The following is a 22,122-nucleotide window of genomic DNA, read 5'->3' as shown; positions in this document are numbered from 1 at the left end:
GCAGGCTCATCGCAGCAGGAAGGCGGCGGCGACAGCCGCAGCGACGACTGCAGTCACGGCGATGAAGATCAGCCCGGTGCGGCTGCCGCCCTTGGCTTCCTCGGGCGCCGGCACCGCGGCCTTTGGAATCTCCTGGCCGGGAACCACCAGCATGAAGCGGATCGCATCAAGGCGGAGTTCGTCGCCATTCTTCAGCAGGCCATTCTGGATCTGCTGACCATTGATGAAGGTACCGTTGGACGAACCGAGATCTTCGACCAGCAGACCATCCGCAGTCGGCTTCACCTGGGCATGGCGCCGTGAGATCTCCTCGCTCGGGATGGAGATATCGCACTCGTGATGGCGACCGATGACCTGGGTTGAAACCACCGCATAGGTCTTGCCAAAGGCGGCGCCCGACACGCCGCGCAGCAGGTACTTGGGCAGGGCGGCACGGACGCGGGTGGCGCCCGCGTCATCGACCTGGGCGGGGCGCCCCGAGGCGGAGGGCAGCACACGCTCGACCGCTACCAGCCGCGCCTGCACGGGACCGAAGCCGACCAGGTCGCCGGCACGCAGGCTGTGACGTGGGTCGGCAGGCTGGCCGTTGACGCTGAGGCCTTCGACTCCGGGCGCCGCGACCAGATACAGGCGCTCGCCTTCAAGCTGGAGCTCGCACAGCTGGGCGGGCATGCCGTCCACGACGAGGCGCAGGAAGGCATCCGGCGCGGACCCCACCGTGTTGCCGCCCGGGCTCAGCAGCACTGCGCCGTGTTCACCCTTCGGGAAGATCAGCTTCATCGTGGTTCTCGCGAAGCGCATCGGCAGGACCGAGGCGCGGGGATTTTGGGCTGGCCGGGAAAGCGGCCAGGTTCATTCGCGCGGCGGGATGTCACGCACCACGCGGATTCCGATGGTAGTGAAGGCCGGTTCCGCTGCAAAGCCACGTGGCTCCAGATCAGTTGAGGAGCTGAACCAGCTGCCGCCCGCAGCCAGGCGCTGGCGGCAGTTGCCGCCCGCACAGTCCACCAGCCACTCTGCGACATTGCCCCAGAGCCCCAGCAGCCCGCTGTGCTCCCCAGCCGCACCGACCGGCGAGGTGTAGGCCTGACCATCGCTGCAGGCAGCCGCATCGCGGGCGTTCCAGACCCTCGCGGCAGTCTGGTCGCGCAGGTTGGCCCCGCAGTCGGTCGGCGGCGCTGCCGCCACCGACCGCCATTCAGCAAGACTGGGCAGGCGATAGCTTTGACCGCTCGCAGTGCTCAGCCATTCGGCGTAGTGCTGGGCCATCGCAAAACTGACGCAGGCTACCGGATGATCCGGCGCCTGCGGGAAGTCGGGATCACGCCAGTCGCGCTTGCGCGAGCTGCGCAGCAGCGATTCCCGGTCACGGCAGGCCGGCAGCTCGGTGCCGAAGCGGGCCCGACCGGCGGCCTCCCAATAGGCTTCGAATTCGTTGATCCGGACTTCGCTGACGCCCCAGGCGAGGCCCTTGAGCACGACCATTTCGGGCCCATGGCCTCCCGCCTGCAGTGCGTCCCGGAAACGATAGCCCGGACGGCCCAGCGCCGTGGCCTCGCTCAAGCCGGCCTGCGCTTCACGCGACTCCGGGCGAAGCCGCTTTGCCCGCTCGAACTGCTCGATGGCCTCGCGGCCACGCCAAGCCGCGAGGGCCTCGCGCCCCGACAGCACGGCGCGGTCATGCTCAGCCTGTCGATAGCGCGAGGCCTCCTGCTGCACGCCAGCAGCCGCCGGATGCGCTGCGGCGACGCGATCCACGCAGTCGAGAGCGACGAGCTTGGGATCAAAATCCTGCGCGTCCACGGCCTGACGCAGACACAGTGCGGCGAGCTCCGCGATGCCCTGCTGGACGGCGCGGTTCTCCGTCTCGATGCGCAGGGCCTGCAGGTAGCGATCGAGAGCGTTACGGCCCGGCGGCGCCACCAGCCGCCCCGCCTGCAGATTCGTGCGCGCCAGCAGCAGCAGGCGTTCCAGTGGGTCCTCGACCGTCGGCAGGGCGGCGAGATCGAGATCGACCGGCGAGGTCGGAATCCAGTCAGCGTCCGGATCCGGCGGCTGGAAGCCCAGGGCCGATCCGGAGGCCTCGGCTTCAAGGGGACGTTCCGCCAACCGAGCAGAGGACACCGGGGAAGGGGGTACCGCTTGCTGGACCCGCGCCACCGGGGCCGGCGGGCTCGGTGTGCGGGCCAGCCCCCACCACAGCAGGCCGCCAAGCAAAGGCAGGGCGAGACCGGCAGCCAGAAGTAGGGGAATGCGCGAAGGTGGCGGTGGCGCGGCCTCGTGCATAGATGGCCGCGCCGGATCCGCCGGGCCCGCCAAGGCTTCCAACCTTCTGCTCGGCGCGGTGCGGCGTTCGTCTGCGTGCACGTCCGCGCCCTGCGTGGCCGCAGCCGCGGGGGCGGCGGCGGTCGGTGGCCGGGGCCGCGGTGCGCTCGCTGGCGGCGCGGGCGCGGATTTAGGAGCCGGCGGCAGCTTCGCTTCCGCGAGCACCGGCTTGCGTGCTTGCGGGGGCGCGGGGGTTTGGACGGCCGGCGGAGCAGCAGGCGGGGGCGCAGCCGCGGGCTTGCCCTCCAGCTGGTCCAGCACGGCGAGGAATTCGCCGACGCCCGCAGCTGAGGGATCGAGATCGAACAGCGGCTGCCAGCGCGCCAGGTATTCGGGCAGACGCAGTTCGGCTGCGACGGGCGGCCGCCCGGTGAGGGCCTCGAAGCCGAGCGCGAGCAGGCGCTGCAGCGGACGCGGGCTGGTCGAGCCTGTCGACGGTGGCAGCAGTCGGGTCAGCAGCGGCCGCCCCTGTGCGTCGGCGAACACCTCGGCAGGATCCAGAACCGGCGGCAGGGGACAGCGCGACTCCATGAAACGCAGGATCAGGGCCAGCCGACGCATCAGACTGAGGCTGTCGCCGAGGTCCAGGCCCTGCGCGAGGCGTTGCCGCAGGCTCTGACCGTCGGCCACGGCCAGCGCGGCGTAGGCCCGCCCATCTACGGTCTCGCCGACATCGAGCACGGTGGCGAGCCCAGGATGGCGAAGGACGGCGAGCTGTCGGATCGCCTGCTGCGCCGGCTGCACGGGGCCGTCCCAGAGCTGCAGCAGTACCGGGGAATCGTTGACCAGCTGGCGCGCGCGCAGCAGCTGCACGCCCTGCGATGCCGCGCCGGCGTCCTCGATCCGGTAGCCCTCGATCTCCACTGCCTGCACCACGCACCCGTGAATCCAATCCGTAGGCGCCGATCTTACATTTGGTTGCACAGGTCGCCGTGCGCTCTTTGGCACATGGGTGGGCGAGTGCGGTCAAGGGAAGGTGCTCTTGAGGGTCCGGCGCCTTGCGGCCGCAGTCAGGCGCCCACACACTTGGCCGATGGATACGACCCTGGTTCTTCTGATCCTGCTTGGCCTGGGCCTCTACGCTTGGGCGCGCGCGCGCGACGCCGCCGAGGTGGCGCGTCGGCACGGCCTTGAGGCCTGCGAGCGCGCGGGCGTGCAGCTGCTCGACCATTCCGTGGCCCTGGTCAAGCTGGCACTGAAGCGCTCCGAGGACGGCCGCCTGGGCGTGGTGCGCCAGTACCGCTTCGACTACAGCCGCGAAGGCAGCGATCGGGCCAGTGGCGCGCTCGCTCTACATGGGCTCAGGCTGCTGTGGATTACGGCGCCAGAACCGCTGGCAACGCCGCCGGCCGAGGTCCGCCCAACCATCGCGCCGCGCAGCTTCGGTCACTGGGGCTGACTTGCCGCACCCGAACCAGCACCTGTGCCGGCTCTCAGCCTGCGCGCAGCACGCAAGTGGCCTCGGCGTCGAGCCGTCCTACAGGTAGCGGGTCGTTCGGACCTGTGCGCCGGGCATCGAATCGGCCGCAGCGACCGCTTCGAGCGGTTCACGGCCAGGGCGTGGCCGCGCGATTTCTTTGCGTGAGCGCGGCCGGGTGAATCACTTGATGACGCGAAGATGGGAGCGCTTCGGCGGCGGCTCGTCGCCTTCGGGCGCGGATTGGGTCGGCTCGGCGGCTGACTCCGCGGCGGGCTCGGTGAAGGCGGGATCGTCGGGAGGCAGCATCATGCCCTGCCCGTTCTCCTGGGCGTAGATCGCCTCTACCGCCGCCAGCGGGATCGACAGGGCGTGGCTGGCGCCGGAGAAGCGCGCCTGGAAGCGGATGCGGTCGTTGCCGAGATCGAGCTGATCGACCGCACGCATCGCGATATTGAGCACCACCTTGCCGTCCTTCACGGCGAAGGCAGGCACCTGCACGCCCGGCTGCTGCGCATCGACCAACAGGTAGGGGGTCAGGCCGTTGTCGGTGATCCAGTCGTACATCGCCCGCAACAGGTAGGGGCGGTTCGAGCTCATGCGCGGCGTGGCGGGCGGGACAGCGTTGTTCATGCAGGCAGCTCGCGGTAGTGGCGCTCCTCCGGCATCAGGCTGCGTGCGAAGAGAGGGCTACGGAAGATCCGCTGCGCGTAGTCTTCGATCGGCTTCGCCTCGCGAGCGAGGTCGATGCCTGCCGCCGGCAGGCGCCAAAGGATCGGGGCCAGCGCGCAGTCGGCCAGGGAAAGTTCAGTGTTCAGGAAGAAGCGCGAGGCCTTGAACAGGGGCAGGGAGGCCATCACCAGTTCGCGCATGCGCTTTCGCGCCGCTTCCGCCTCGGCCTTGCTGGAAGCTCCAATCGCTTCGAGCTCGGGCACCCACTCCTGCTCCAGCCGTAGCATGGCAAGCCGCAGTCGGGCACGCGAGAGCGGGTCGATCGGCATCAGGGGAGGGTGTGGATAGCGCTCGTCGATGTACTCGCTCAGCACCGAGGCGGAGTAGAGGACCAGATCGCGATCGGCGAGCGTAGGAAGGCTCAGGGTGGGATTGAGATCAAGCAGATCCTCGGGCGGATGCCCGGGATCTACGGCCACCAGCTCGTAGCTGACACCCTTGGCTGCCAGCACCAGCCGTATCCGGTGACAGGTCGCGCAGTCGCGAGCCGAAAACAGGGTCAGCGCGTTGCGCAGACGCGAACTCGAAGCCATCCCGTATCCCCCTTACCCACGCAGATCAGGGTTCGGCCGGTGCCACTTGGGACACCGGCCGCCATACGGTCAGCTCACCTCAGTGAACGTCGCGCCAGTACTCAGTCTTGAGCAGCCAGGCGAGGAAAGTGAAGACCGCGAGGAAGAGGATAACCCACACGCCATAGGCTTCGCGCTTCAGCGCAGCCGGCTCGCCCACATAGGTGAGAAAGGCAGTGATATCGCGGATGGTGCGGTCGAACTCCTCCGGGCTCTGGCTGCCCGCGGGCGCCAGCTCGAAGCCGGTGATCTCGCCGTGCTCGCCGTAGACGGCGCGCTGGGAGCCCTGCAGGTTCCACAGCACGTTCGGCATCGAAGCGCCGACCAGCACCGTGTTGTTCCAGCCGGCTGGACGGGTTTCGTCCACGTAGAAGGACTTGAGGAAGGTGTAGGTCCAATCCGGGCCACCGGGCTTGGCACGCGCCACCAGGGACAGATCCGGCGGCGCCTTGCCGAACCAGGCCGCGCCGTCGGCGGGATCCATCGACGCGTTCATGTGTTCGCCGAACTTGGCGCCCGTGAAGTTCAGGTAGGACATCACCTGCTCTTCGGTGAGGCCCAGATCCTTTGCCGTGCGCGAATAGCGCTGGTAGCCGAGGGAGTGACAGCCCGCACAGTAGTTCATGAACAGGGCCGCGCCGCGCTGCAGCGAGGCTCGGTCACCGATGTTGACGTGGCTTTCCAGGATCGGGGCGCCGCCGGCTGCGGCCTGGGAAACGCCGGTCGCGGCCAGCAGCACGGCGCCGAGCGCCAGCGAGTAGAGACGCTTAATCATGGGTGGTCACCCGTTCCGGCACCGGCTTGTAGGAATCCCAGCGGGTCCACAGCGGCATCAAGAGGAAGAACGCGAAGTAGTAGATCGTGAAGATGCGCGCCATCAGCGTCTGCATCTCGCTGCCGGACTGCAGGCCCAGCCACGCCAGGCTGACGAAGGCGACCACGAAGATGCCGATCAGCACCTTCGACAGCAGGCCGCGGTAGCGAACCGAGCGGACGGGGCTGCGGTCCAGCCAGGGCAGCAGGAACAGGATCATCACCGCACCGCCCATGATGATCACGCCCGCCAGCTTGTCAGGTACGGCGCGCAGCATCGCGTAGTAGGGGGTGAAGTACCACACCGGCTTGATGTGGTCCGGCGTGACCATCGGGTTCGCGGGGATGAAGTTGTCGTACTCGAGGAACAGGTCGCCAAAGGTCGGGGCAAAGAACACGATGAAGGCGGCGATGGTGAGGAAGAAGCCCGCACCGAACAGGTCCTTGACCGTGTAGTAGGGGTGGAAGGGGATGCCGTCCAGCGGCTTGCCGTCCTCGCCCTTCTTTTTCTTGATGTCAACGCCGTCGGGGTTGTTCGAGCCGACCTCGTGCAGGGCGCCCAAGTGCAGCACCACCAGCAGCAGCAGGACCAGCGGCAGGGCGATCACGTGCAGGGCGAAGAAGCGGTTGAGGGTGGCGTCGGAGACCAGGAAGTCACCGCGGATCCACTCGGTCAGGTCGCCGCCGATGACCGGCACCGCGCCAAACAGGTTGATGATCACCTGGGCGCCGTGATAGCTCATCTGCCCCCAGGGCAGCACGTAGCCGAGGAAGGCTTCGGCCATCAGCACCAGGAAGATGGCCACCCCGATCACCCACACCAGCTCACGAGGCTTCTGCGAGCTGCCGTAGACCAGGCCACGGAACATGTGCAGGTACACCACCACGAAGAACAGCGAAGCGCCGGTGGAGTGCATGTAGCGGATCAGCCAGCCCCACTCGACGTCGCGCATGATGTACTCGACCGAGGCGAAGGCCTCGGCCGCGGACGGCTTGTAGTTCATCGTCAGCCAGATGCCGGTGACGATCTGGTTGACCAGCACCAGCATGGCCAGCGAGCCGAAGTAGTACCAGACGTTGAAATTCTTCGGCGCGTAGTACTGGCCGACATGCTTGTTGTAAGCGCCCTTGAGGCCGGGGGCGCGCTCGTCGACCCACTGGGTGACGTTCTCGACGGTGCGGTTGATCAGGTTGGACATCACGCGGCTCCCTTCGGATCCACGCCGATGATCAGCGTGTTGTCGTCGACGAAGTGGTAAGGCGGCACGCGCAGGTTGGTGGGCGCGGGCACGCCCTCGAACACACGACCGGCCATGTCGAAGCGCGAGTTGTGGCAGGGGCAGTAGAAACCGCCCTTCCAGTCGGCATCAAAGGGCTCGGCCTGCACTTCCGGCCGGAACAGCGGCACGCAGCCCAGGTGCGTGCACAAACCGACCAGCACGAGATACTCGGGCTTGATCGAACGGTGCTCGTTCTTGGCGTAGGCGGGCTGTTGATCCACGACGTCCGAGTTGGGGTCGCGCAGGCGGCCGTCGAGGCCGGGCAGCTCCTGCAAATGCTGGGGGGTGCGCCGGATCACGAACACCGGCTGGCCGCGCCACGTCAGCGTAAGACGCTGGCCGGGCTCGAGCTTGGAAATGTTCTCGGTGACCGGAGCACCTGCCAGCTCGGCGCGGGCGCTCGGCTGCCAGGATGCGATGAAGGGCACGGCGGCCGCGATCGCTCCGGCGCCACCCACCACGGCGGTGGTGGCGGTCAGGAAGCGGCGGCGGCCTGGGTTGACGCCTTGGTTAGCCATACGGCTCTCCGCACTTGCGCAAGGGGGATCGGTGACAAGGCCGGCTCGGCTGGCCTTGCAAAGCGGCGTAGTGTAGCGGATGGCTGAACCCAGCGACAACGCGCGCGGGCTGCGCGCGCCATCGACGCAGGGCACAATGCCGCCTGCCCAAGTGCCGGCCCACCCATGCCCCGCCCCGTCCGAGTCCCGTTGTTCCTCCTGCAGAGCGCGATCGCCGGGCTGGCCCTGGCCTTCGTCGTACTGCATTTCGCGCCGGGCCTCGCTGACCGGCTGAGGGGCAATGGCGCTCAGCCCTCCGTTGGGCCGAGCAGCTACGCCTCGGCGGTGAAGCGCGCGTCGCCAGCGGTGGTCAGCCTGTACGCAAACCGTATCGTCACCGAGCGTGTGTTGCTGCCGCCCGACCCGATCACCCAGCGTTTTTCCGGCCTCACGGTAGGGCCCACGGTGAGGCGCCGTGAGCCGATCCTTGGCTCCGGGGTGATCGTCAGCCAGGACGGTTACGTGTTGACCAACCATCACGTCATCACCGGTGCCGACCAGATCCGGATCGCCCTCTGGGACGGGCGCGTCACCGACGCCCGGGTGGTCGGCAGCGACGCCGAAACCGATCTCGCCGTACTCAAGGTCGAGGGCAGCGGCCTGCCGGCCCTGAGCCTCGATCCTGCCATCCCGCTGGAGGTCGGTGACGTGGTGTTGGCGATCGGCAATGCGCTCGGGCTGAGTCAGACCGTGACTCTGGGCATCGTCTCGGGGCTGGGGCGCACTCCGCTCAACCAAGCGATCGAAGAGGAGTTCATCCAGACCGACGCCGCGATCAACGAAGGCAACAGCGGCGGCGCCCTGGTCAATTCACAGGGCCAGCTGGTCGGGATCAACACCTTCGTGCTCGGACGCCGCAACGGCGCGGAGGGCATCGGTTTCGCCATCCCCATGCGTGTGGCCGCCGACGTGTTCAGTCAGATCCGCGACAGCGGGGTTGTCACCCGCGGTTGGATGGGCGCCGAGTACGGCGATGCCCCCGTGCTGCCGGGCAGCGTGGACGCGTTCGTCCCGCGCGGCGTGGCGCTGACCGAGGTCTATGTGGGAGGCCCTGCTCACATCGCCGGACTGAGGCCAGGCGATGTGCTGTTGAGCTTCGACGGCGAAACCATCACGGACCAGGCCGCCCTGCGTGGACGCGAAGCTGGCAAAGCCCCCGGCAGCAAGGTGGAGGTGGCCGGGCTGCGTGCCGGCGTGCCCTTCGTCGCCACGCTTGATCTGATCCAGCGCCCGAGTGCTTCGCGCTGATCAACCCTGTCCCTCGCTGCGCGCGATCGCAGCGAGTTCGGTGCGATACCTCGACAGCAGGATGCCGACACGTTCGACGAAGACTTGGGTCTCTTCGTAGGGCGGTACGCCGTCGAAACGGTCCACCGCGCCCTCGCCCGCGTTGTAGCCGGCCGCTGCGAGGCGGAAGTCGCCATCGAATCGCTTGAGCAGCCAGGCCAGATAGGCGGTGCCGCCGTGGATGTTGTCGCGGGCCGAGAACGGGTCGGCAACCCCGAAGCGCGCGGCAGTGTCGGGCATCAGCTGCATCAGACCCTGCGCCCCCTTGTTCGACAGGGCGTTGAGCTTGAACGCCGACTCGGCGTGGATCACGGCGCGCACGAAGGCCTCCTCGACCCCATGCAGGGCCGCCGCCGAGCGTACCTCCTCGGCATAGGCGGTGAGATTCAGGCCAACCGCATTGAAGTCGACGCTGCTGCTGACCGAGCAGGCGTAGCAGGTTTCCATGTAGCTGAAGAGCACCTCCACGCGCTGGCCGGCGGGCCGGCGGTTGGTGTAGTGGACGACGCCGTCGCGCTCGTAGCGGTACACCGACCCGCGCGAAACCCGGGCGCCGCTGGCCTGCGCGTCGCGCGGCGCGGCGATCTCGGCGCCGTCGCTGCGGGTGCGGAACTCCACCCTGCGCTCCGGCGCCGCCGTAGGCACGCCGACCGCCGCTGCTGGCGGCACGGCATCCGGGGTAGTTGGAGTCACGGCCGCAGGGGCGCTGGGCCGGGCGACAGGCGCGCCCCCCACCTGCCCCGAGTTCAGGGTGCTGGGCACGTGCAGGCGCTTGCAGTCGCGATAGCCCGCCGCATCCGAGGTGAAGACGGTCTCGCCCTGCTCGCCGGTGCAGCGGAACAGAGTGGAGGCATGGGCCGGAGCGGTGGCCGCGAGCACCAGCAGCATGAGCCCCCGCAGCGGGCCCCGGCCATGCGCCTCGACGGTGCGAGCGGACGTGGGGCGCGCGGGAAGAAATGGAGTGGCTGGAGTCGGGGGCATGTCACCAGTGTCGGCCACGCGGGCAAGGCTGCCAAGTCGAATCCGCTGGCGGCACTCCGACTGCGGGCGGCGCGGCGGGTTCCATTATTTTAGATTTTACTAATATAATAGCCGCCGTTCCCGCCGGCGGATCTTCCCCATGCTGCTCGCCCTGTTCGGCGCTCTCCTGATCGGTCTAGCACTCGGCCTGCTCGGGTCCGGCGGTTCGATACTCACCGTGCCGATTCTGGTCTATCTGGTAGGCCAACCCGAGAAGCTTGCGATCGCCGGCTCGCTGGCGATCGTCGGCGGCATCGCCCTGGCAGGGGCCCTACCCTGGACGCTGAAGCGCCAGGTCGACCTGCGCAGCCTGCTCTGGTTCGGCCTGCCCGGCATGGCCGGCACTTGGGCGGGCGCCTGGGCTTCTCAATGGTTTTCCGGTGCCGCGCAGCTTGCCCTGTTCGCAGTGGTGATGCTGCTGGCTGCAGTGATGATGTTCCGCAGCCCTGCGTCCGCGTCGACCGACGCGCGTGCGCCTCGCGGTCGGCTGGCCATCGTTGGTGACGGCCTCGCGGTGGGCGCGATCACCGGCCTGGTCGGCGTCGGCGGCGGTTTCCTGATCGTTCCGGCCCTGGTGCTGCTCGGGCGCCTGTCGATGCAGAAGGCGATCGGCACCAGCCTGTGGATCATCGCGATGAAGTCCTTCACCGGCTTCCTCGGCTACCTGCCGGTGCTCGAGAAGCAGGGCCTGCAGCTCGACTGGCAGCTCATCGGCGTGTTCATCGCGATTGGCGCCGCCGGCACCCTGCTCGGAATGCAGCTGGCCAGCCGCCTGCCTCAGCAGACCCTGAAACGCGCCTTCGCCGCCTTCCTGGTGCTGATGGGCGTCTACATCATCCTCCGCACGGCACCGCAGCTGTTCTGATCCGCACCTCCCGGAGCGCCCATGAATCCCCACGTCCAGCCCTTTTTCGACGACGACAGCTGCACCTGGACCTACCTGGTCAGCGATCCGGCCAGCGGCGCCGCCGCCGTGATCGACCCGGTGCTCGACTTCGATCCGAAATCGGGCAATACCGCGACCCGTTCAGCGCAGAAAGTGCTGGATGCCCTGCGCGAGCGCGGGCTGCGCCTCGAATGGATACTCGAAACGCATGCGCATGCCGACCATCTCTCGGCCGGCCACTGGCTGCGCGCGCAGTGTCCCGGCGCGCGCCTGGCGATCGGCGAGGGCATCCGCCAGGTGCAGGCCACCTTCCGCAAGATCTTCAACCTGGGCGAGCACTTCCCGGTCGACGGCTCGCAGTTCGACCATCTTTTCGCTGACGGCGAGCGCTTCGCGATCGGCGGTCTGACGGTGGAGGTGCTCGCCACCCCAGGCCACACCAATGACAGCGTCAGCTACCGCATTGGCGATGCCGTGTTCGTCGGCGACACCCTGTTCATGCCCGACGGCGGCAGCGCCCGCTGTGACTTCCCCGGCGGCAGTGCCGCCAGGCTCTATCAGTCGGTCCAGCGTCTGTTCGTCCTGCCGGACGACACCCGGCTGTTCGTCTGCCACGACTACTCGCCCGGCGGCCGCCCCGCCGCCTGCGAGACCACCGTCGGTGAACAGCGCGCTGCCAACATCCATGTCGGCGCGGGCCGCAGCGAGGCCGAGTTTGTCGCCATGCGCGAAGCCCGCGACGCCACCCTGCCCATGCCGCGCCTCATCCTGCCATCGGTGCAGATCAACATCCGCGCCGGCCAGCTGCCGGAACCGGAGGACAACGGCGTGCGCTACCTCAAGTTGCCGCTGGACCAGTTTCCGGGGGTGCCGGTTTGAAGCCGGGACTCGGGATTCGGGATTCGGGATTGGGGATTCGGAATCGGCGTGCAGGGCGATGGGCGTCATGGCAGTGCCCTCCGGCCACTGGGACACACCGACGCGAGGCAGGCACTCTCTTGGCGTAGTTCAGCCGGCCGCTGAGCACCGACACGCGCAGGGCAGGCCGACGACGAGGCGGCGGTGCTGGTCGGGTGCTTGCCAGCGCAGGCCCGCGACCTGAGCAGGCTGCGCTTCCGAAGTCGCGCCACACGGCCAGCGCGCGGCGCTAAGCCCGAGGCGCCTCACGGCGTCGGCACCGGCCGGTCATGGACCTGCGCCCAGAAGGCCGTGCTGATCCGCCCGATCGCCGGGCTTTCGGCGTTCAGCAACAGAGCAAGGCCGATCTGGTGGGTGGGTGACCAGGCGATCTCGGCCACGTAACCCTTGACCCAGCCGCTGTGGTAGTTCAGCGGCGACTCGCCGATGCGGTAGACGCGCCAGCCAAGCGCGTAATGCGCCTCGTCGAGCAGCTGACCCCATAACCGGCGCTTGAGCTCGCGCGGCGTGCGCACCCGCGGTGTGGTCACGGTCGCGACCACCGCGGGTGACAGCGCGTCCGGCTGGCCGCCCATCTGCGCCAGCAGCCACTGCCCGAGATCGCGGGCACTGGCGTTGATGCCGGCCGCCGGGGCGAGCTGGTAGTAGCCGGGCTTGAGTTCCGCTTCCACCCAGCGCCCGGCCTCCCGCCGGTGCGGACGCGCGTGGTTCGATTCGGCAGTCAAGGCATCGAGGCCAAAGCTGGCGCCCTGCATACCCAGCGGTCGGAACAGGCGCCGCTCGACCAGTTCGGCGTAGCCCGCCCCGCCGGCGCGAGCCAGGATGGGCTCGACCTGGGCGAAGGCGATGTTCTGGTAGCTGTAGCAGCTGCGCGGCGCACAGATCGCATCCAGCTCGCGAAAGCGCGGCAGGATGCGCTCCAGCGCCAGCCCGTCGTCGATCAGGTTGTCGTAGGCGTTGGGCACCAACCCGGTCGACTGACCCAGCAGATCCTCCACGCGCAGGCGCTGGCTCAGCTCGGCGCGCTTGAAACGCAGCTGCGGCAGCTGCTGCGCCAGCGAGTCCGAAAGATCGAGCCGGCCCTCCTGCGCCAGCTGCACCGCCAGCGGCCCGGCGAAGGTCTTGGACACCGAAGCCAGGCGGAACACCGTGTCGGCATCGACCGGATCGGAACCGCCGACCGCGCGCAGGCCGTGACCCTGCACGCGCAGCACGCGCCCCTGCGCGATCACCGCGTAGGCGCCGCCGGGAATGCCCTGTTCGGCGAGGGTGTCGCGGAAGTGCCGGTCGAAGGCGTCCAGGTCAGGCAGGGCCGCCGCGGCGACCTGCGCGCCCAGAAGGGCGAGGACCAGCACAAGAAGACGATGCAGCGGCTGGACCATGGCTTCGGCTCGGAACGATCGGGGAACGCGAGCCTAGAACATGCGCATGGGCGCCGGCTGAACCGCAGCGCATGCATGGAGTGCGACGGGTTCGCCCCGCGGGCGGCTCAAGGCCCGAGAGATCCGTCCACGCGCCGCGTTCAATCGCTGTCCCCGCGCGGTATCGGCGAGGGAGCGGGACCTTCGGGCGGTGCGATTCCCTTCTGCCGTCAACCCACCGATGCACGCCCCGCCCTCATCCAGCCCTCGGACGAAGCGCGCTCAAGGCCAAGCCAAGCCCATAGGGTGGTCCCTGGCCCACAGTAAGCGCCGCACCGGCGGTGCCCAGCGTTCTTGGATACATGCGCGAATCTGCCGAAAACGAGGGCTCGACGAACCGGAGCCAGCGCTCACGTCATGGTGGGCCAGGGCCTGAGGTCTCCCCACTTTTCAGAGCTCCGCCAGCGCTCGATGACGGTCCATCAGTGCGGACAGTGCGGCATCAAGTCCGTCTCGGATGTCCCGCGGCAAGCGGTTGATGCGCAACCACTCCATCCCCCTGCGCCACGCCGAATAGCGGTGCAGATGCGACCTCTGTCGGGCCAGCGGATCGGCGCTGCGGGTGTTCCGTGCGGCGATGGCCATCAGCCAGGCGGCAAAGCTGGCCAAGCGGTTCAGCAGCAGCAACACGCCCGCGCGCTTCGCCTTGCGGGTCAGGCTGTCGGTGAAACCCACGCCGTAGCGGTGGCTCTTGAGGTCACGGAAGGCCTCTTCGATCTGCATGCGCGTCCGATAGGCTGCGACGACGCGTTCGGCGCAATGGGTGTCGGCGTCGAGCGAGGTCACCAGCAGCCAAGGCTCGCGTGCGGCCCGGCGCGCCTTCTTCGAGGTGTGGCCCTGTTCGGGCCGGCCTGCGCGCGTGTATTTGTCGCGCCCCGTGCGTCGGCCGCGATAGCGGACCAGACGGCAGATCCAGGGCTTACCTTTGACGATGCGCTGTCGTCCAAGGTCCTCAGGCTGGGGCCGCGCCGAGGCATGCAGCGTCTGGCAGGGCTGCCACTCATCGACCGTGAGTGGGCTGACATGCGTGTTGTTGCGCAGTCGCCCGAGGTAGTCCCAGCCCTGGGCCTGCACGGCGCGGAACCAGTCGCTGCGAAACCCGGCATCGGTGATGAGGATCGGACGACACCCAGGGGGCAGCACCTCGACCAGTTCCTTCAGGAACGCCTGCTGCGCCTCGGGCTGGTTCATGCGCTCGATGGCGAACACCTGCTCGTAGACCGGCATGGCGCGTCCGCCCATGGCCACCGAGGCACGGAGCAGGGCCCAGCGTCCATCCCGCTTCAGCGTGGACCAGTCCACCTGCAGCATCGGGCGCGGCAGGCCCTGCAGGAGCCTTGCCGTCATGGCGCGCTGCAGATCCGCAGACTCGGCGTGCAGATGCGAGTTGCTGAGCAGGCGGTCCAGCGCCTTGAGCGGTGCATGCATGCGCTCAGCGCCCGGCCACTGCCGAGCCAACTCCGTCAGGCTCAGCCAACGTCCGGCCACCAGGGCCTCAACCGCATCGAGCAGGCGACGGCAGCGGGTCGAATGGAGTGCGTCGAGCGCTTCCCCAATACAGCAGCGTAAGATCGCTGAAGCGTGCATGGCGTGGTCCTCAGGCTTCGATACCCCGAGGAAAAAACCGCGTCATGCACGCGCCGTTTTGGCCGAACGATAGCCGCAATCGCGGCGATAGGCCCGGAATTTTGTGGGGAGACCTCAGGCCAGGGCCCACCCTATGCAGCGGGGACGGCGGCCTCGCCTCCCGATTCCCGATTCCCGATTCCCGATTCCCGATTCCCGATTCCCGATTCCCGATTCCCGCCTCCCGATTCCCAGCCCTCAGAACGCGCGTCGCGCCTCCAGCACGAGCTCGACGTTCTCCAGCCGCGGATCACTGTCGAGCGGCACCGCGACATCGATATGGATCAGTCGGGCAAAGGCGCTGCGGGTGTTGGACAGGCGCAGGCCCATGCCGACATTGGCAAGGCGCCCCGGGTTCGGTCGATCGAGCGGATCGCGGCCCCAGACCCGGCCGACATCGGCGAACACCGCACCGCCGACGCGGAACAGGCGCCAGGGGTACCAGTCGGTGAAGTAGCGCTGCTCGACGCTGAGGCGCGCATAGCTCTCGCCGCCGGCCCAGCGCAGCGGATAGCCGCGCAAGCCGGTGTCGCCGCCGAGGTAGATGCGGTTGTCGAGGTCAAGATCATGACCATACTGGCCATCGAGCTCGGCAAAGAAGAGCCGCCGCGGCCCGGTCTCGCGGTAGTAGCGCAGGTTGCCGGAGACACTGAAGTTGCGGGTGTTGCCCTCCTCCTGGCGCAGACCGAAGCGGTTGGAGAATCGCAGCAGGTCGCCACGCGGAAAGCGCCAGCCGCGGCTGCCCTCGCCTTCCAGCCACCAGGCGTCGCGATCGCCCCCCAGCGAGCGGTCGGCCCGCCCCAGCCGCACGCTCAACCGGGTGCCGAGCAGGGCGTCCTCGGTGATGTCGATCTGGTCGTAGTTGCGCAGCACTTCCCACTCGTCGCGGATGTATTCGAGCCCGACCCAGGGCCCCGCCAGATGGCGATCCTCGGGCACCGGCCCCAGCAGCGCGGGATCCCGTGCCGGCAGGAAGTCCCGCTGCTGGTCGCGCAGGCCGAGGCTCCAGCGAAGAACGCGCCCCTCGCGCAAGCCGGCCGAACGGCCCCACCAGACATCCACATCCCGGTTGCGCTGGCGATACTCGGAGACCTCCTCGCCGAGTTCGTAGAAGCTCTCGACCTGGGTCAAGTGGTCAATGCGCAGGCTCCAGGCCTCGCGCACGTCGAGCGCGTAGAAGGGCTGCTGGACGCCCACCAGAAAGCCGCGGCCATCGCTGTTGTTCTCGTAGGCGAGATCGATGCCGCGCCAGCGGCCGAGCTCGTGGTCGTTGCGATAACGCAGGGCGGTGCTGCTGCGATCGGCATCGCCACGCCTCGACAGTCGCAGCAGGGCGCCGCGGCCGGCGAGATTGCTCTCCTCCAGGTCGATGCCGAAGCTCGATTCGCCGCCGCGGCGGCTGCCGGCGATGCCGGGGTTCAAGGACCAGACATCGCGAGTCTCGACCTCGACCGCGACCTTGCCATCCACGCAGGCCACCGGCCGCAGGTCGGCCTCGCGCAGATATTCGGTGGAGCGCAGCAGTCGAGCAGACTCCTGCAGCAGCCGGTGCCGGTAGGGCTGGCCCTCTTCGATCAGCAGCGGCCGCCGCAAGGTGGACTCGCGCGACAGCCGATGCAGACGGTTGGCCGCGCGGAACAGGGCCTTGTCCTCTTCCGGCAGCTCGGTGTCAAACACGTTGCGACGCAGGAAACGCAGTTCGCCGATCACGGCCCCAGAGGCTTCCAGCGCGACGGGATCGAGGCTGCCGTCGGGCGGACACTCGGCTGCCTTCGCCGACAGCAGCGGCAGGCAGGCAAACAGCAGCGAAACGAGAAGGCGCGGCGGGGCCATCAGCGGGCGCATCCGTGGTCAGGGGCGAGACGGGTGTCGTCGTGCCCCAATCCTGACAGATTCGGCCCGGCTCGCACCGCGAGCCTGCATCGGGCAACACGGATCGAGCACCTGTGCGCGGGATCCGCGGGCGCGCTCGCCAAGGCGCGTGGCAACGCTGACTGCTTCAGCGTTGCGCTAGGCGACCGGCAGTCCCGGCCCATGCAGGAGCGCGCCGGTGACATCGACCACGCTGACGTCCACTTCGACGCCAGAGCGTACGCTTTCGGTGACCACGCAGAACTGCTCGAACTGCTGGAGGATGCGCTCCAGCTGCTGGTAGCTGCCGGCCATCTCGGGCAGTTCGATCTGCGCGTCAACCTTTGCGACACGCATGCGGCCGGCCTCGTTGCGGCCCAGGGTGGCGATCGCCTTCACCTTGAGCGCACCGGGATCGTTCTTGTACTTGCGCAGCGCGAACAGCAGGCTCGCGCCCATGCAGTTGGCGACCGCGGCGACCAGCATGCGCGAAGGGTTCGGGCCGGAACCGCCGCCGAGCGGCTCCGGCTCATCGGTCATCAGGTCGGGAATTGCGGTGCCCTCGAAGCGCACGCGGAAGACGTAGTCCTGCTCCTGCTCGATGGTGATGCTGAAGCTCTGGGTCTCGCTCATGTCATTGCCCCTGGGCGTACTGCATGAAGGCGCTGCGCGCGAACTGGACGATGCCGGCAGCATTCAGCGCGCCCGACTGGCGCGCGACCTCGTTACCGTGGTGGAACAGCACCAGGGTGGGAATGCTGCGGATGCCGAAGTGCTGGCCCAGCGCCGGCTGCGCCTCGGTGTCGACCTTGGCCAGATGGAACTGCGGCTCCAGCTGCTGCGCGGCCTGGGCGAAAGCCGGCGCCATCAGCCGGCAGGGCCCGCACCAGGGCGCCCAGAAGTCGACCAGCACCGGCAGCTGGGCGCGACCGGCATGGGCTTCGAAGCTCTCCCCCGTCAGGTCGAAGGGCCGACCGGTGAAGATCGCGCCGCCGCAGCGGCCGCAGTTCGGGCCGTCGTACAGCCGCGCCTGCGGCACCCGGTTCAGACCATGGCAGTGCGGGCAGGCGAGGATGATGCTGTCGTCACTCATGCGGCGCGTCCTTCCTGGAACTTCAACAGGCTGTAGTACAGCAAGGGGATCACCACCAGGGTCAACACGGTGGAGACGAGGATGCCGAAGATCAGCGCGATCGCAAGCCCGTTGAAGATCGGATCATCCAGGATGAAGAAGGCCCCGGCCATCGCCGCCAGCGCGGTCAGCGCGATCGGCTGCGCACGCACCGCGCAGGCTTCGATCACGGCTTCGTCCAGCGGCCGACCGTGGGCGATCTCATGGTTGATGAAATCGACCAGCAGGATCGAGTTGCGCACGATGATGCCGGCCAGGGCGATCATGCCGATCATGCTGGTGGCGGTGAACTGCGCGCCCAGCAGGGCATGGCCGGGCATCACGCCGATCACGGTCAAGGGGATCGGCGCCATGATCACCAGCGGCACCGCATAGCTGCGGAACTGGGCCACCACCAGCAGGTAGATCAAGAGCATGCCGGCGGCATAGGCGATGCCCATGTCGCGGAAGGTCTCGAAGGTGATCTGCCATTCGCCGTCCCACTTCAGGCTGAAGCCTGCGGTGCTCTCGGGTGCGCTGAAGAAGCGCTGCTCGATCGGCCACGGCAGGTCAGCCGCTTCGTTCAAGCTCGATACCACCGAGAACATGCCGTACAGCGGGCTGTCGAGCGCGCCTGCCTCGTCGGCCATCACATAGACCACGGGCAGCAGGTCCTTGTGGTAGATCGCCGACTCCCAGGCCGTGCGTTCGACGCGCACCACCTCGGACAGCGGCAGCAGGCGGCCATCGGCGCTGCGGAGGCGCAGCGCCAGCAGCGCTTCCATCCGCGCCTGCTCGCCGGCCGGCAGGCGCAGGCGCACCGGCACGGGGTACTTGGAGGCACCGTCGCGCAGGAAGGTGGCATCGACGCCGCTCACGCCTGCACTCAAGGCCTGCGCGATCTGCGCCTGGCTGATGCCCAGCCGTGCGGCGCGCTCGCGGTCCACCACCAGCACCTCGCGCGAGGCCTCGGCCTCGACCGTCGTGTCGATGTCGACGAGGCCTTCGGTGCCGCGGAACACCTCTGCCACCTGCATCGCGATCGCACGTGCGCCGGTCGCATCAGGCCCGTAGATCTCGGCGACCAGGGGCGCCATCACCGGCGGACCCGGCGGGACTTCGACCACCTTCAGCGCCGCGCCATAGCGCTGGGCGATCTGCTGCAGGGCAGGCCGCACCGCGCGGGCGATGTCGTGGCTCTTGCGGCTGCGCTCGGACTTGTCGACCAGATTGACCTGCAGGTCGCCTACATGGGCGCCCTCGCGCAGGTAGTACTGGCGCACAAGACCGTTGAAGTTGACCGGCGCCGAGGTGCCGGCATAGCCCTGCATGTCGGCCACTTCCGGCACCTGGGCCAGGGTCAGCGCCAATTCCTGCAGCAGAGCGCTGGTGCGCTCCACCGTGCTGCCCTCGGGCAGGTCGACCACCACCTGGAACTCCGACTTGTTGTCGAAGGGCAGCATCTTCAGCACCACCAGCTGCACCACGGCGAGGCCGGCCGACAGCACCACCGCGCCAACGATGCCGGCGAACAGCAGCAGGCGCCGGCGCGCGCCGCGCTCGCGATGCAGGAAGGGCCGCAACAGGCGCTCGAACAGGCCATGCAGTCGCGCGGCGATGCCGCTGCCATGGGCCGCATGCCCATCGCCATGACCGGCGTCTGCAAGGTGCCGCGACAGCAGCTTCAGCGACAGCCAGGGTGTGACGATCAGCGCCACGGCCAGCGACAGCAGCATGCCGACCGAGGCGTTGATCGGAATCGGCCGCATGTACGGACCCATGAGCCCGCTGACGAAGGCCATCGGCAGCAGCGCCGCGATCACCGTGAAGGTGGCCAGAATCGTCGGGCTGCCGACCTCATCCACCGCCGGCGGGATCGCCTCCAGCAGCGACTTGCCCCCGCGCGCCATGTGGCGGTGGATGTTCTCGACCACCACGATGGCGTCGTCGACCAGGATGCCGATCGAGAAGATCAGCGCGAACAGCGAGACCCGGTTGATGGTGAAGCCCATCGCCCAGCTGGCGAACAGGGTCAGCGCGAGCGTGATGATCACTGCGGTGCCGACCACCACCGCCTCGCGCCAGCCCAGCGCAAACAGCACCAGCAGCACCACGGCCATCGTCGCGAAGATCAGCTTGTGAATCAGCTGGATCGCCTTGTCATTGGCGGTCTTGCCGTAGTCGCGGGTGATGTCGACCTGCACGCCTTCCGGAATCAGGCTGCCGCGCAGCTCGCCGATGCGGCGGCTGATCGCGGTGGTGATGTCGGAGGCATTGGCGCCGGGCTTCTTGGCGATGGCGATCGTCACCGCGGGGTGCATGGCCGCGACTTGGCCCTGCTCGGGCCTGGCGTGCCAGACGTAGCTCACCGGCAGGTCGGCGCCGCGACGGATCTCGGCGACGTCCGACAGGTACAGCGGCCGACCTTCGCGCAGGCCGATGACCAGCTCGGCGACCTGCTGCGCATCGGCGAGATAGGTGCCGGCGGTGACCGGGATCTGCCGGCCGTCCTCGACGCGCTCGCCGGCCTGCATCACCACATTGCTGGCCTGCAGGGCGCCGGCCAGGTCGTTCATGTCGATGCCGTAGCTGGCCAGACGCTGGGCATCCAGTTCGACCACCACGGCGCGCTCAGGGGCGCCGATGGTGTAGACATCGCGGGTGCCCGGCACGCGCTTCAGTTCCGTCTCCAGCGTGTGCGCGACTTCGGCGACCTCGACGCCGCCGCGCGCGGGGTCGTCGGTCCACACGGTCAGGCTCATCACCGGGACATCGTCGATGCCCATCGGACGCACCAGCGGCTGGCCGACGCCGAGATTCGGCGGCGCCCAGTCGGCGTTCGAATAGACCTGGTTGTACAGGCGCAGGATGGCGTCGGCGCGCGGCACGCCGACCGTGTACTCGACCGTGATCACCGCCATGCCGGGCCGGCTGATCGAGTAGACGTGCTTGACGCCCTCGATCTCGGACAGCACCTGCTCCAGCGGATAGCTGACCAGGTTCTCAACGTCCTCGGCCGGCGCGCCTGGAAAGGGCACGAACACATTGGCCATGGTCACGTCGATCTGCGGCTCTTCCTCGCGCGGGGTGATCAACACGGCGATCAGGCCGAGCAGCAGGCCGGCGATCGCCAGGATCGGCGTCAGCGGATTGTTCTGGAAGGCCGCGGCGAGGCGTCCGGAGATGCCCATGCGCGGGAGCGACTGCGTGTCAGCCATCGCTGCGCTCCCGACGCTGCTGCTCCAGCCACAGGCCGGCGGCGACCGGATCGGCGGCCACCTGCTCACCGTCATTCAGGCCCGACAGCACCTCGATGCGCTCGCCGATGCGGTGGCCCAGGCGCAGCTGGCGCAGGGCAAGCCCGGCCTCGCCGACCACGTAGGCCGCAGTCACCTCGCTGCGCTTGACCAGGCTCGACACCGGCAGCAGCAGACGTTCGTCCTCGCCGACCACGAACGCGACCTTGGCGGCCATGCCGGGCGACAGGCCCGTCTCGGCCTCGGGCAGATCGACGCGCACGCTGAAGCTGTGGGTCGCCGGGTCGGCGTAGGGAAACACGGTGACCTTCTCGGCCTCGACGCGGCGACCGTCGTCCAGAAGCAGGAAAGCGCGGCCATTGCCGCGGATGGCCTCGACATCCGACTGCGGCACCCGCACCTGCAGGCGCAGGCGATCAAGCGACAGGCCGGCGATCAGCGGCTGGCCGGGGCGCACGGTTTCGCCGACTTCGACAAAGCGCTCGGTGACGATGCCCGAGTAGGGGGCGCGGACGACCGTGTAGTCCAAGGTTTCGCTGGCCGCCTTCACTGCCGCCTGCGCCGATTCCAACTGGGCCCGGGTGGCGTCGCGGCGCGCGGTGGCCTGGTCCAGCTGGGCCCGCGAAACGAGACGCCGCTCGTAGATCTCTGAGATCCGCTTGAACTCGGCCTCGGCCTCGCTGGCGGCGGCTTGCGCGGCCGCCAGCGCCGCGCGTGCCTGGCGCTGCGCGGACTGCTGTTCGACATCGGTGAAGCGGACCACCACATCGCCCGCCTTGACGTAGTCGTTGACGTCGAAGGGCAGCTCCAGCACGCGCCCGCCGGTCTGCGCCGACAGCGTGGCCGAATGCACGGCTTCGACCACGCCGTCCCAGACCCGTTCTCGCACGGCGCTGTCGGGTGCGACGGCGATCAGTTCGATATCGGGCGTGGCGGGGCTGCGCGGCGCAAGCGGCGCCTCGCTGCCGCAGGCGGACAGCGACAGGGCTGCCGCGAGGGCAAGCGCGATGGGAAGCGGAGTGGGTCGCATGGCGGGTTCCATCAGCGGC

At 68.6% G+C, this 22,122-nt stretch carries 19 protein-coding genes; 4 read left to right on the top strand and 15 right to left on the bottom strand.

All coding sequences use genetic code 11. The features are described 5' to 3' along the window. Window positions 1-6: 6 nt before the first annotated feature. Together BLP83_RS13470 and BLP83_RS13465 are read right to left on the bottom strand one after the other, a co-directional pair. The gene (locus BLP83_RS13470; RefSeq protein ID WP_143006679.1) at window positions 7-780 is read right to left on the bottom strand and encodes an FHA domain-containing protein; all 774 of its coding nucleotides are present in this window, start codon (window positions 778-780) and stop codon (window positions 7-9) included. 72 nt (window positions 781-852) lie between these two features. Then, window positions 853-3,201, bottom strand: coding sequence for an SUMF1/EgtB/PvdO family nonheme iron enzyme (locus BLP83_RS13465; protein ID WP_143006678.1), 2,349 nt, complete (start codon window positions 3,199-3,201; stop codon window positions 853-855). A 157-nt stretch (window positions 3,202-3,358) separates the two neighbouring features. Here BLP83_RS13465 and BLP83_RS13460 point away from each other — a divergent pair, with 157 nt between their 5' ends. Then, window positions 3,359-3,724, top strand: coding sequence for a DUF3301 domain-containing protein (locus BLP83_RS13460; protein WP_091243744.1), 366 nt, complete (start codon window positions 3,359-3,361; stop codon window positions 3,722-3,724). Between the two features lie 201 nt (window positions 3,725-3,925). Here the strand turns inward: BLP83_RS13460 and BLP83_RS13455 are convergent, their stop codons facing one another. From BLP83_RS13455 to petA, 5 genes are all read right to left on the bottom strand, one after another. After that, on the bottom strand, window positions 3,926-4,375 hold the full coding sequence (locus BLP83_RS13455) for a ClpXP protease specificity-enhancing factor (protein ID WP_245680048.1): 450 nt from the start codon (window positions 4,373-4,375) through the stop codon (window positions 3,926-3,928). Beyond that, complete coding sequence (locus BLP83_RS13450; protein ID WP_091243741.1) at window positions 4,372-5,007, bottom strand: glutathione S-transferase N-terminal domain-containing protein; 636 nt, start codon at window positions 5,005-5,007, stop codon at window positions 4,372-4,374. The genes BLP83_RS13455 and BLP83_RS13450 overlap by 4 nt, the downstream gene beginning before the upstream one ends. A gap of 79 nt (window positions 5,008-5,086) precedes the next feature. Then, entirely contained in the window at window positions 5,087-5,821 is a 735-nt protein-coding gene (locus BLP83_RS13445; RefSeq protein WP_091243738.1) for a cytochrome c1, read from the bottom strand. Then, window positions 5,814-7,058 carry a cytochrome b gene (locus BLP83_RS13440; protein WP_091243735.1) on the bottom strand — a complete coding sequence of 415 codons (1,245 nt, stop codon included), beginning with the start codon at window positions 7,056-7,058 and terminating at the stop codon, window positions 5,814-5,816. Before BLP83_RS13440 ends, BLP83_RS13445 begins: the two co-directional genes overlap by 8 nt. Next, a complete protein-coding gene (gene petA / locus BLP83_RS13435) occupies window positions 7,058-7,657 on the bottom strand; it encodes a ubiquinol-cytochrome c reductase iron-sulfur subunit (protein WP_091243730.1) in 600 nt (199 codons plus the stop codon). The genes BLP83_RS13440 and petA overlap by 1 nt, the downstream gene beginning before the upstream one ends. Before the next feature lie 189 nt (window positions 7,658-7,846). Here petA and BLP83_RS13430 point away from each other — a divergent pair, with 189 nt between their 5' ends. Further along, window positions 7,847-8,944, top strand: a complete 1,098-nt coding sequence (locus BLP83_RS13430; RefSeq protein WP_245680047.1) for a S1C family serine protease — start codon at window positions 7,847-7,849, stop codon at window positions 8,942-8,944. Here BLP83_RS13430 and BLP83_RS13425 read toward each other — a convergent pair whose 3' ends face one another. Further along, window positions 8,945-9,871, bottom strand: coding sequence for a lytic transglycosylase domain-containing protein (locus BLP83_RS13425; RefSeq protein ID WP_245680046.1), 927 nt, complete (start codon window positions 9,869-9,871; stop codon window positions 8,945-8,947). It abuts the gene before it with no gap. Between the two features lie 232 nt (window positions 9,872-10,103). Here BLP83_RS13425 and BLP83_RS13420 point away from each other — a divergent pair, with 232 nt between their 5' ends. Together BLP83_RS13420 and BLP83_RS13415 are read left to right on the top strand one after the other, a co-directional pair. Continuing rightward, window positions 10,104-10,868, top strand: coding sequence for a sulfite exporter TauE/SafE family protein (locus BLP83_RS13420; RefSeq protein WP_091243720.1), 765 nt, complete (start codon window positions 10,104-10,106; stop codon window positions 10,866-10,868). A gap of 21 nt (window positions 10,869-10,889) precedes the next feature. Continuing rightward, a complete protein-coding gene (locus BLP83_RS13415) occupies window positions 10,890-11,768 on the top strand; it encodes an MBL fold metallo-hydrolase (RefSeq protein ID WP_091243717.1) in 879 nt (292 codons plus the stop codon). Between the two features lie 284 nt (window positions 11,769-12,052). Here the strand turns inward: BLP83_RS13415 and BLP83_RS13410 are convergent, their stop codons facing one another. From BLP83_RS13410 to BLP83_RS13380, 7 genes are all read right to left on the bottom strand, one after another. Further along, window positions 12,053-13,189, bottom strand: coding sequence for a serine hydrolase domain-containing protein (locus tag BLP83_RS13410; protein WP_091243715.1), 1,137 nt, complete (start codon window positions 13,187-13,189; stop codon window positions 12,053-12,055). A 429-nt stretch (window positions 13,190-13,618) separates the two neighbouring features. After that, on the bottom strand, window positions 13,619-14,815 hold the full coding sequence (locus BLP83_RS13405) for an IS4 family transposase (RefSeq protein ID WP_091243712.1): 1,197 nt from the start codon (window positions 14,813-14,815) through the stop codon (window positions 13,619-13,621). A 237-nt stretch (window positions 14,816-15,052) separates the two neighbouring features. After that, window positions 15,053-16,687, bottom strand: a complete 1,635-nt coding sequence (locus BLP83_RS13400; RefSeq protein ID WP_176764201.1) for a BamA/TamA family outer membrane protein — start codon at window positions 16,685-16,687, stop codon at window positions 15,053-15,055. Between the two features lie 177 nt (window positions 16,688-16,864). Further along, entirely contained in the window at window positions 16,865-17,338 is a 474-nt protein-coding gene (locus BLP83_RS13395) for an OsmC family protein (RefSeq protein WP_091243707.1), read from the bottom strand. 1 nt (window position 17,339) lies between these two features. Beyond that, window positions 17,340-17,798, bottom strand: a complete 459-nt coding sequence (gene trxC / locus BLP83_RS13390) for a thioredoxin TrxC (protein WP_091243704.1) — start codon at window positions 17,796-17,798, stop codon at window positions 17,340-17,342. Further along, entirely contained in the window at window positions 17,795-21,034 is a 3,240-nt protein-coding gene (locus BLP83_RS13385; protein WP_245680045.1) for an efflux RND transporter permease subunit, read from the bottom strand. The genes trxC and BLP83_RS13385 overlap by 4 nt, the downstream gene beginning before the upstream one ends. Continuing rightward, entirely contained in the window at window positions 21,027-22,103 is a 1,077-nt protein-coding gene (locus BLP83_RS13380; RefSeq protein WP_091243916.1) for an efflux RND transporter periplasmic adaptor subunit, read from the bottom strand. Before BLP83_RS13380 ends, BLP83_RS13385 begins: the two co-directional genes overlap by 8 nt. Between the last annotated feature and the right edge of the window lie 19 nt (window positions 22,104-22,122).

The sequence above is a fragment of the Aquimonas voraii genome, assembly GCF_900101825.1.
GTDB classification, from domain to species: Bacteria; Pseudomonadota; Gammaproteobacteria; order Xanthomonadales; family Xanthomonadaceae; genus Aquimonas; species Aquimonas voraii.
Note: the sequence above shows the minus strand (reverse complement) of the source record. Positions and strands in the feature narration are given on the sequence as shown.

Excerpts from the sequence above, each read along its gene's own strand:
- BLP83_RS13470 (WP_143006679.1), bottom strand. The coding sequence starts at position 780 with ATGAAGCTGATCTTCCCGAAGGGTGAACACGGCGCAGTGCTGCTGAGC.
- BLP83_RS13460 (WP_091243744.1), top strand. The coding sequence starts at position 3,359 with ATGGATACGACCCTGGTTCTTCTGATCCTGCTTGGCCTGGGCCTCTAC.
- BLP83_RS13455 (WP_245680048.1), bottom strand. The coding sequence starts at position 4,375 with ATGAACAACGCTGTCCCGCCCGCCACGCCGCGCATGAGCTCGAACCGC.
- BLP83_RS13450 (WP_091243741.1), bottom strand. The coding sequence starts at position 5,007 with ATGGCTTCGAGTTCGCGTCTGCGCAACGCGCTGACCCTGTTTTCGGCT.
- BLP83_RS13445 (WP_091243738.1), bottom strand. The coding sequence starts at position 5,821 with ATGATTAAGCGTCTCTACTCGCTGGCGCTCGGCGCCGTGCTGCTGGCC.
- BLP83_RS13440 (WP_091243735.1), bottom strand. The coding sequence starts at position 7,058 with ATGTCCAACCTGATCAACCGCACCGTCGAGAACGTCACCCAGTGGGTC.
- petA (WP_091243730.1), bottom strand. The coding sequence starts at position 7,657 with ATGGCTAACCAAGGCGTCAACCCAGGCCGCCGCCGCTTCCTGACCGCC.
- BLP83_RS13425 (WP_245680046.1), bottom strand. The coding sequence starts at position 9,871 with ATGCTGCTGGTGCTCGCGGCCACCGCTCCGGCCCATGCCTCCACTCTG.
- BLP83_RS13420 (WP_091243720.1), top strand. The coding sequence starts at position 10,104 with ATGCTGCTCGCCCTGTTCGGCGCTCTCCTGATCGGTCTAGCACTCGGC.
- BLP83_RS13415 (WP_091243717.1), top strand. The coding sequence starts at position 10,890 with ATGAATCCCCACGTCCAGCCCTTTTTCGACGACGACAGCTGCACCTGG.
- BLP83_RS13410 (WP_091243715.1), bottom strand. The coding sequence starts at position 13,189 with ATGGTCCAGCCGCTGCATCGTCTTCTTGTGCTGGTCCTCGCCCTTCTG.
- BLP83_RS13405 (WP_091243712.1), bottom strand. The coding sequence starts at position 14,815 with ATGCACGCTTCAGCGATCTTACGCTGCTGTATTGGGGAAGCGCTCGAC.
- BLP83_RS13400 (WP_176764201.1), bottom strand. The coding sequence starts at position 16,687 with ATGGCCCCGCCGCGCCTTCTCGTTTCGCTGCTGTTTGCCTGCCTGCCG.
- BLP83_RS13395 (WP_091243707.1), bottom strand. The coding sequence starts at position 17,338 with ATGAGCGAGACCCAGAGCTTCAGCATCACCATCGAGCAGGAGCAGGAC.
- trxC (WP_091243704.1), bottom strand. The coding sequence starts at position 17,798 with ATGAGTGACGACAGCATCATCCTCGCCTGCCCGCACTGCCATGGTCTG.
- BLP83_RS13385 (WP_245680045.1), bottom strand. The coding sequence starts at position 21,034 with ATGGCTGACACGCAGTCGCTCCCGCGCATGGGCATCTCCGGACGCCTC.
- BLP83_RS13380 (WP_091243916.1), bottom strand. The coding sequence starts at position 22,103 with ATGCGACCCACTCCGCTTCCCATCGCGCTTGCCCTCGCGGCAGCCCTG.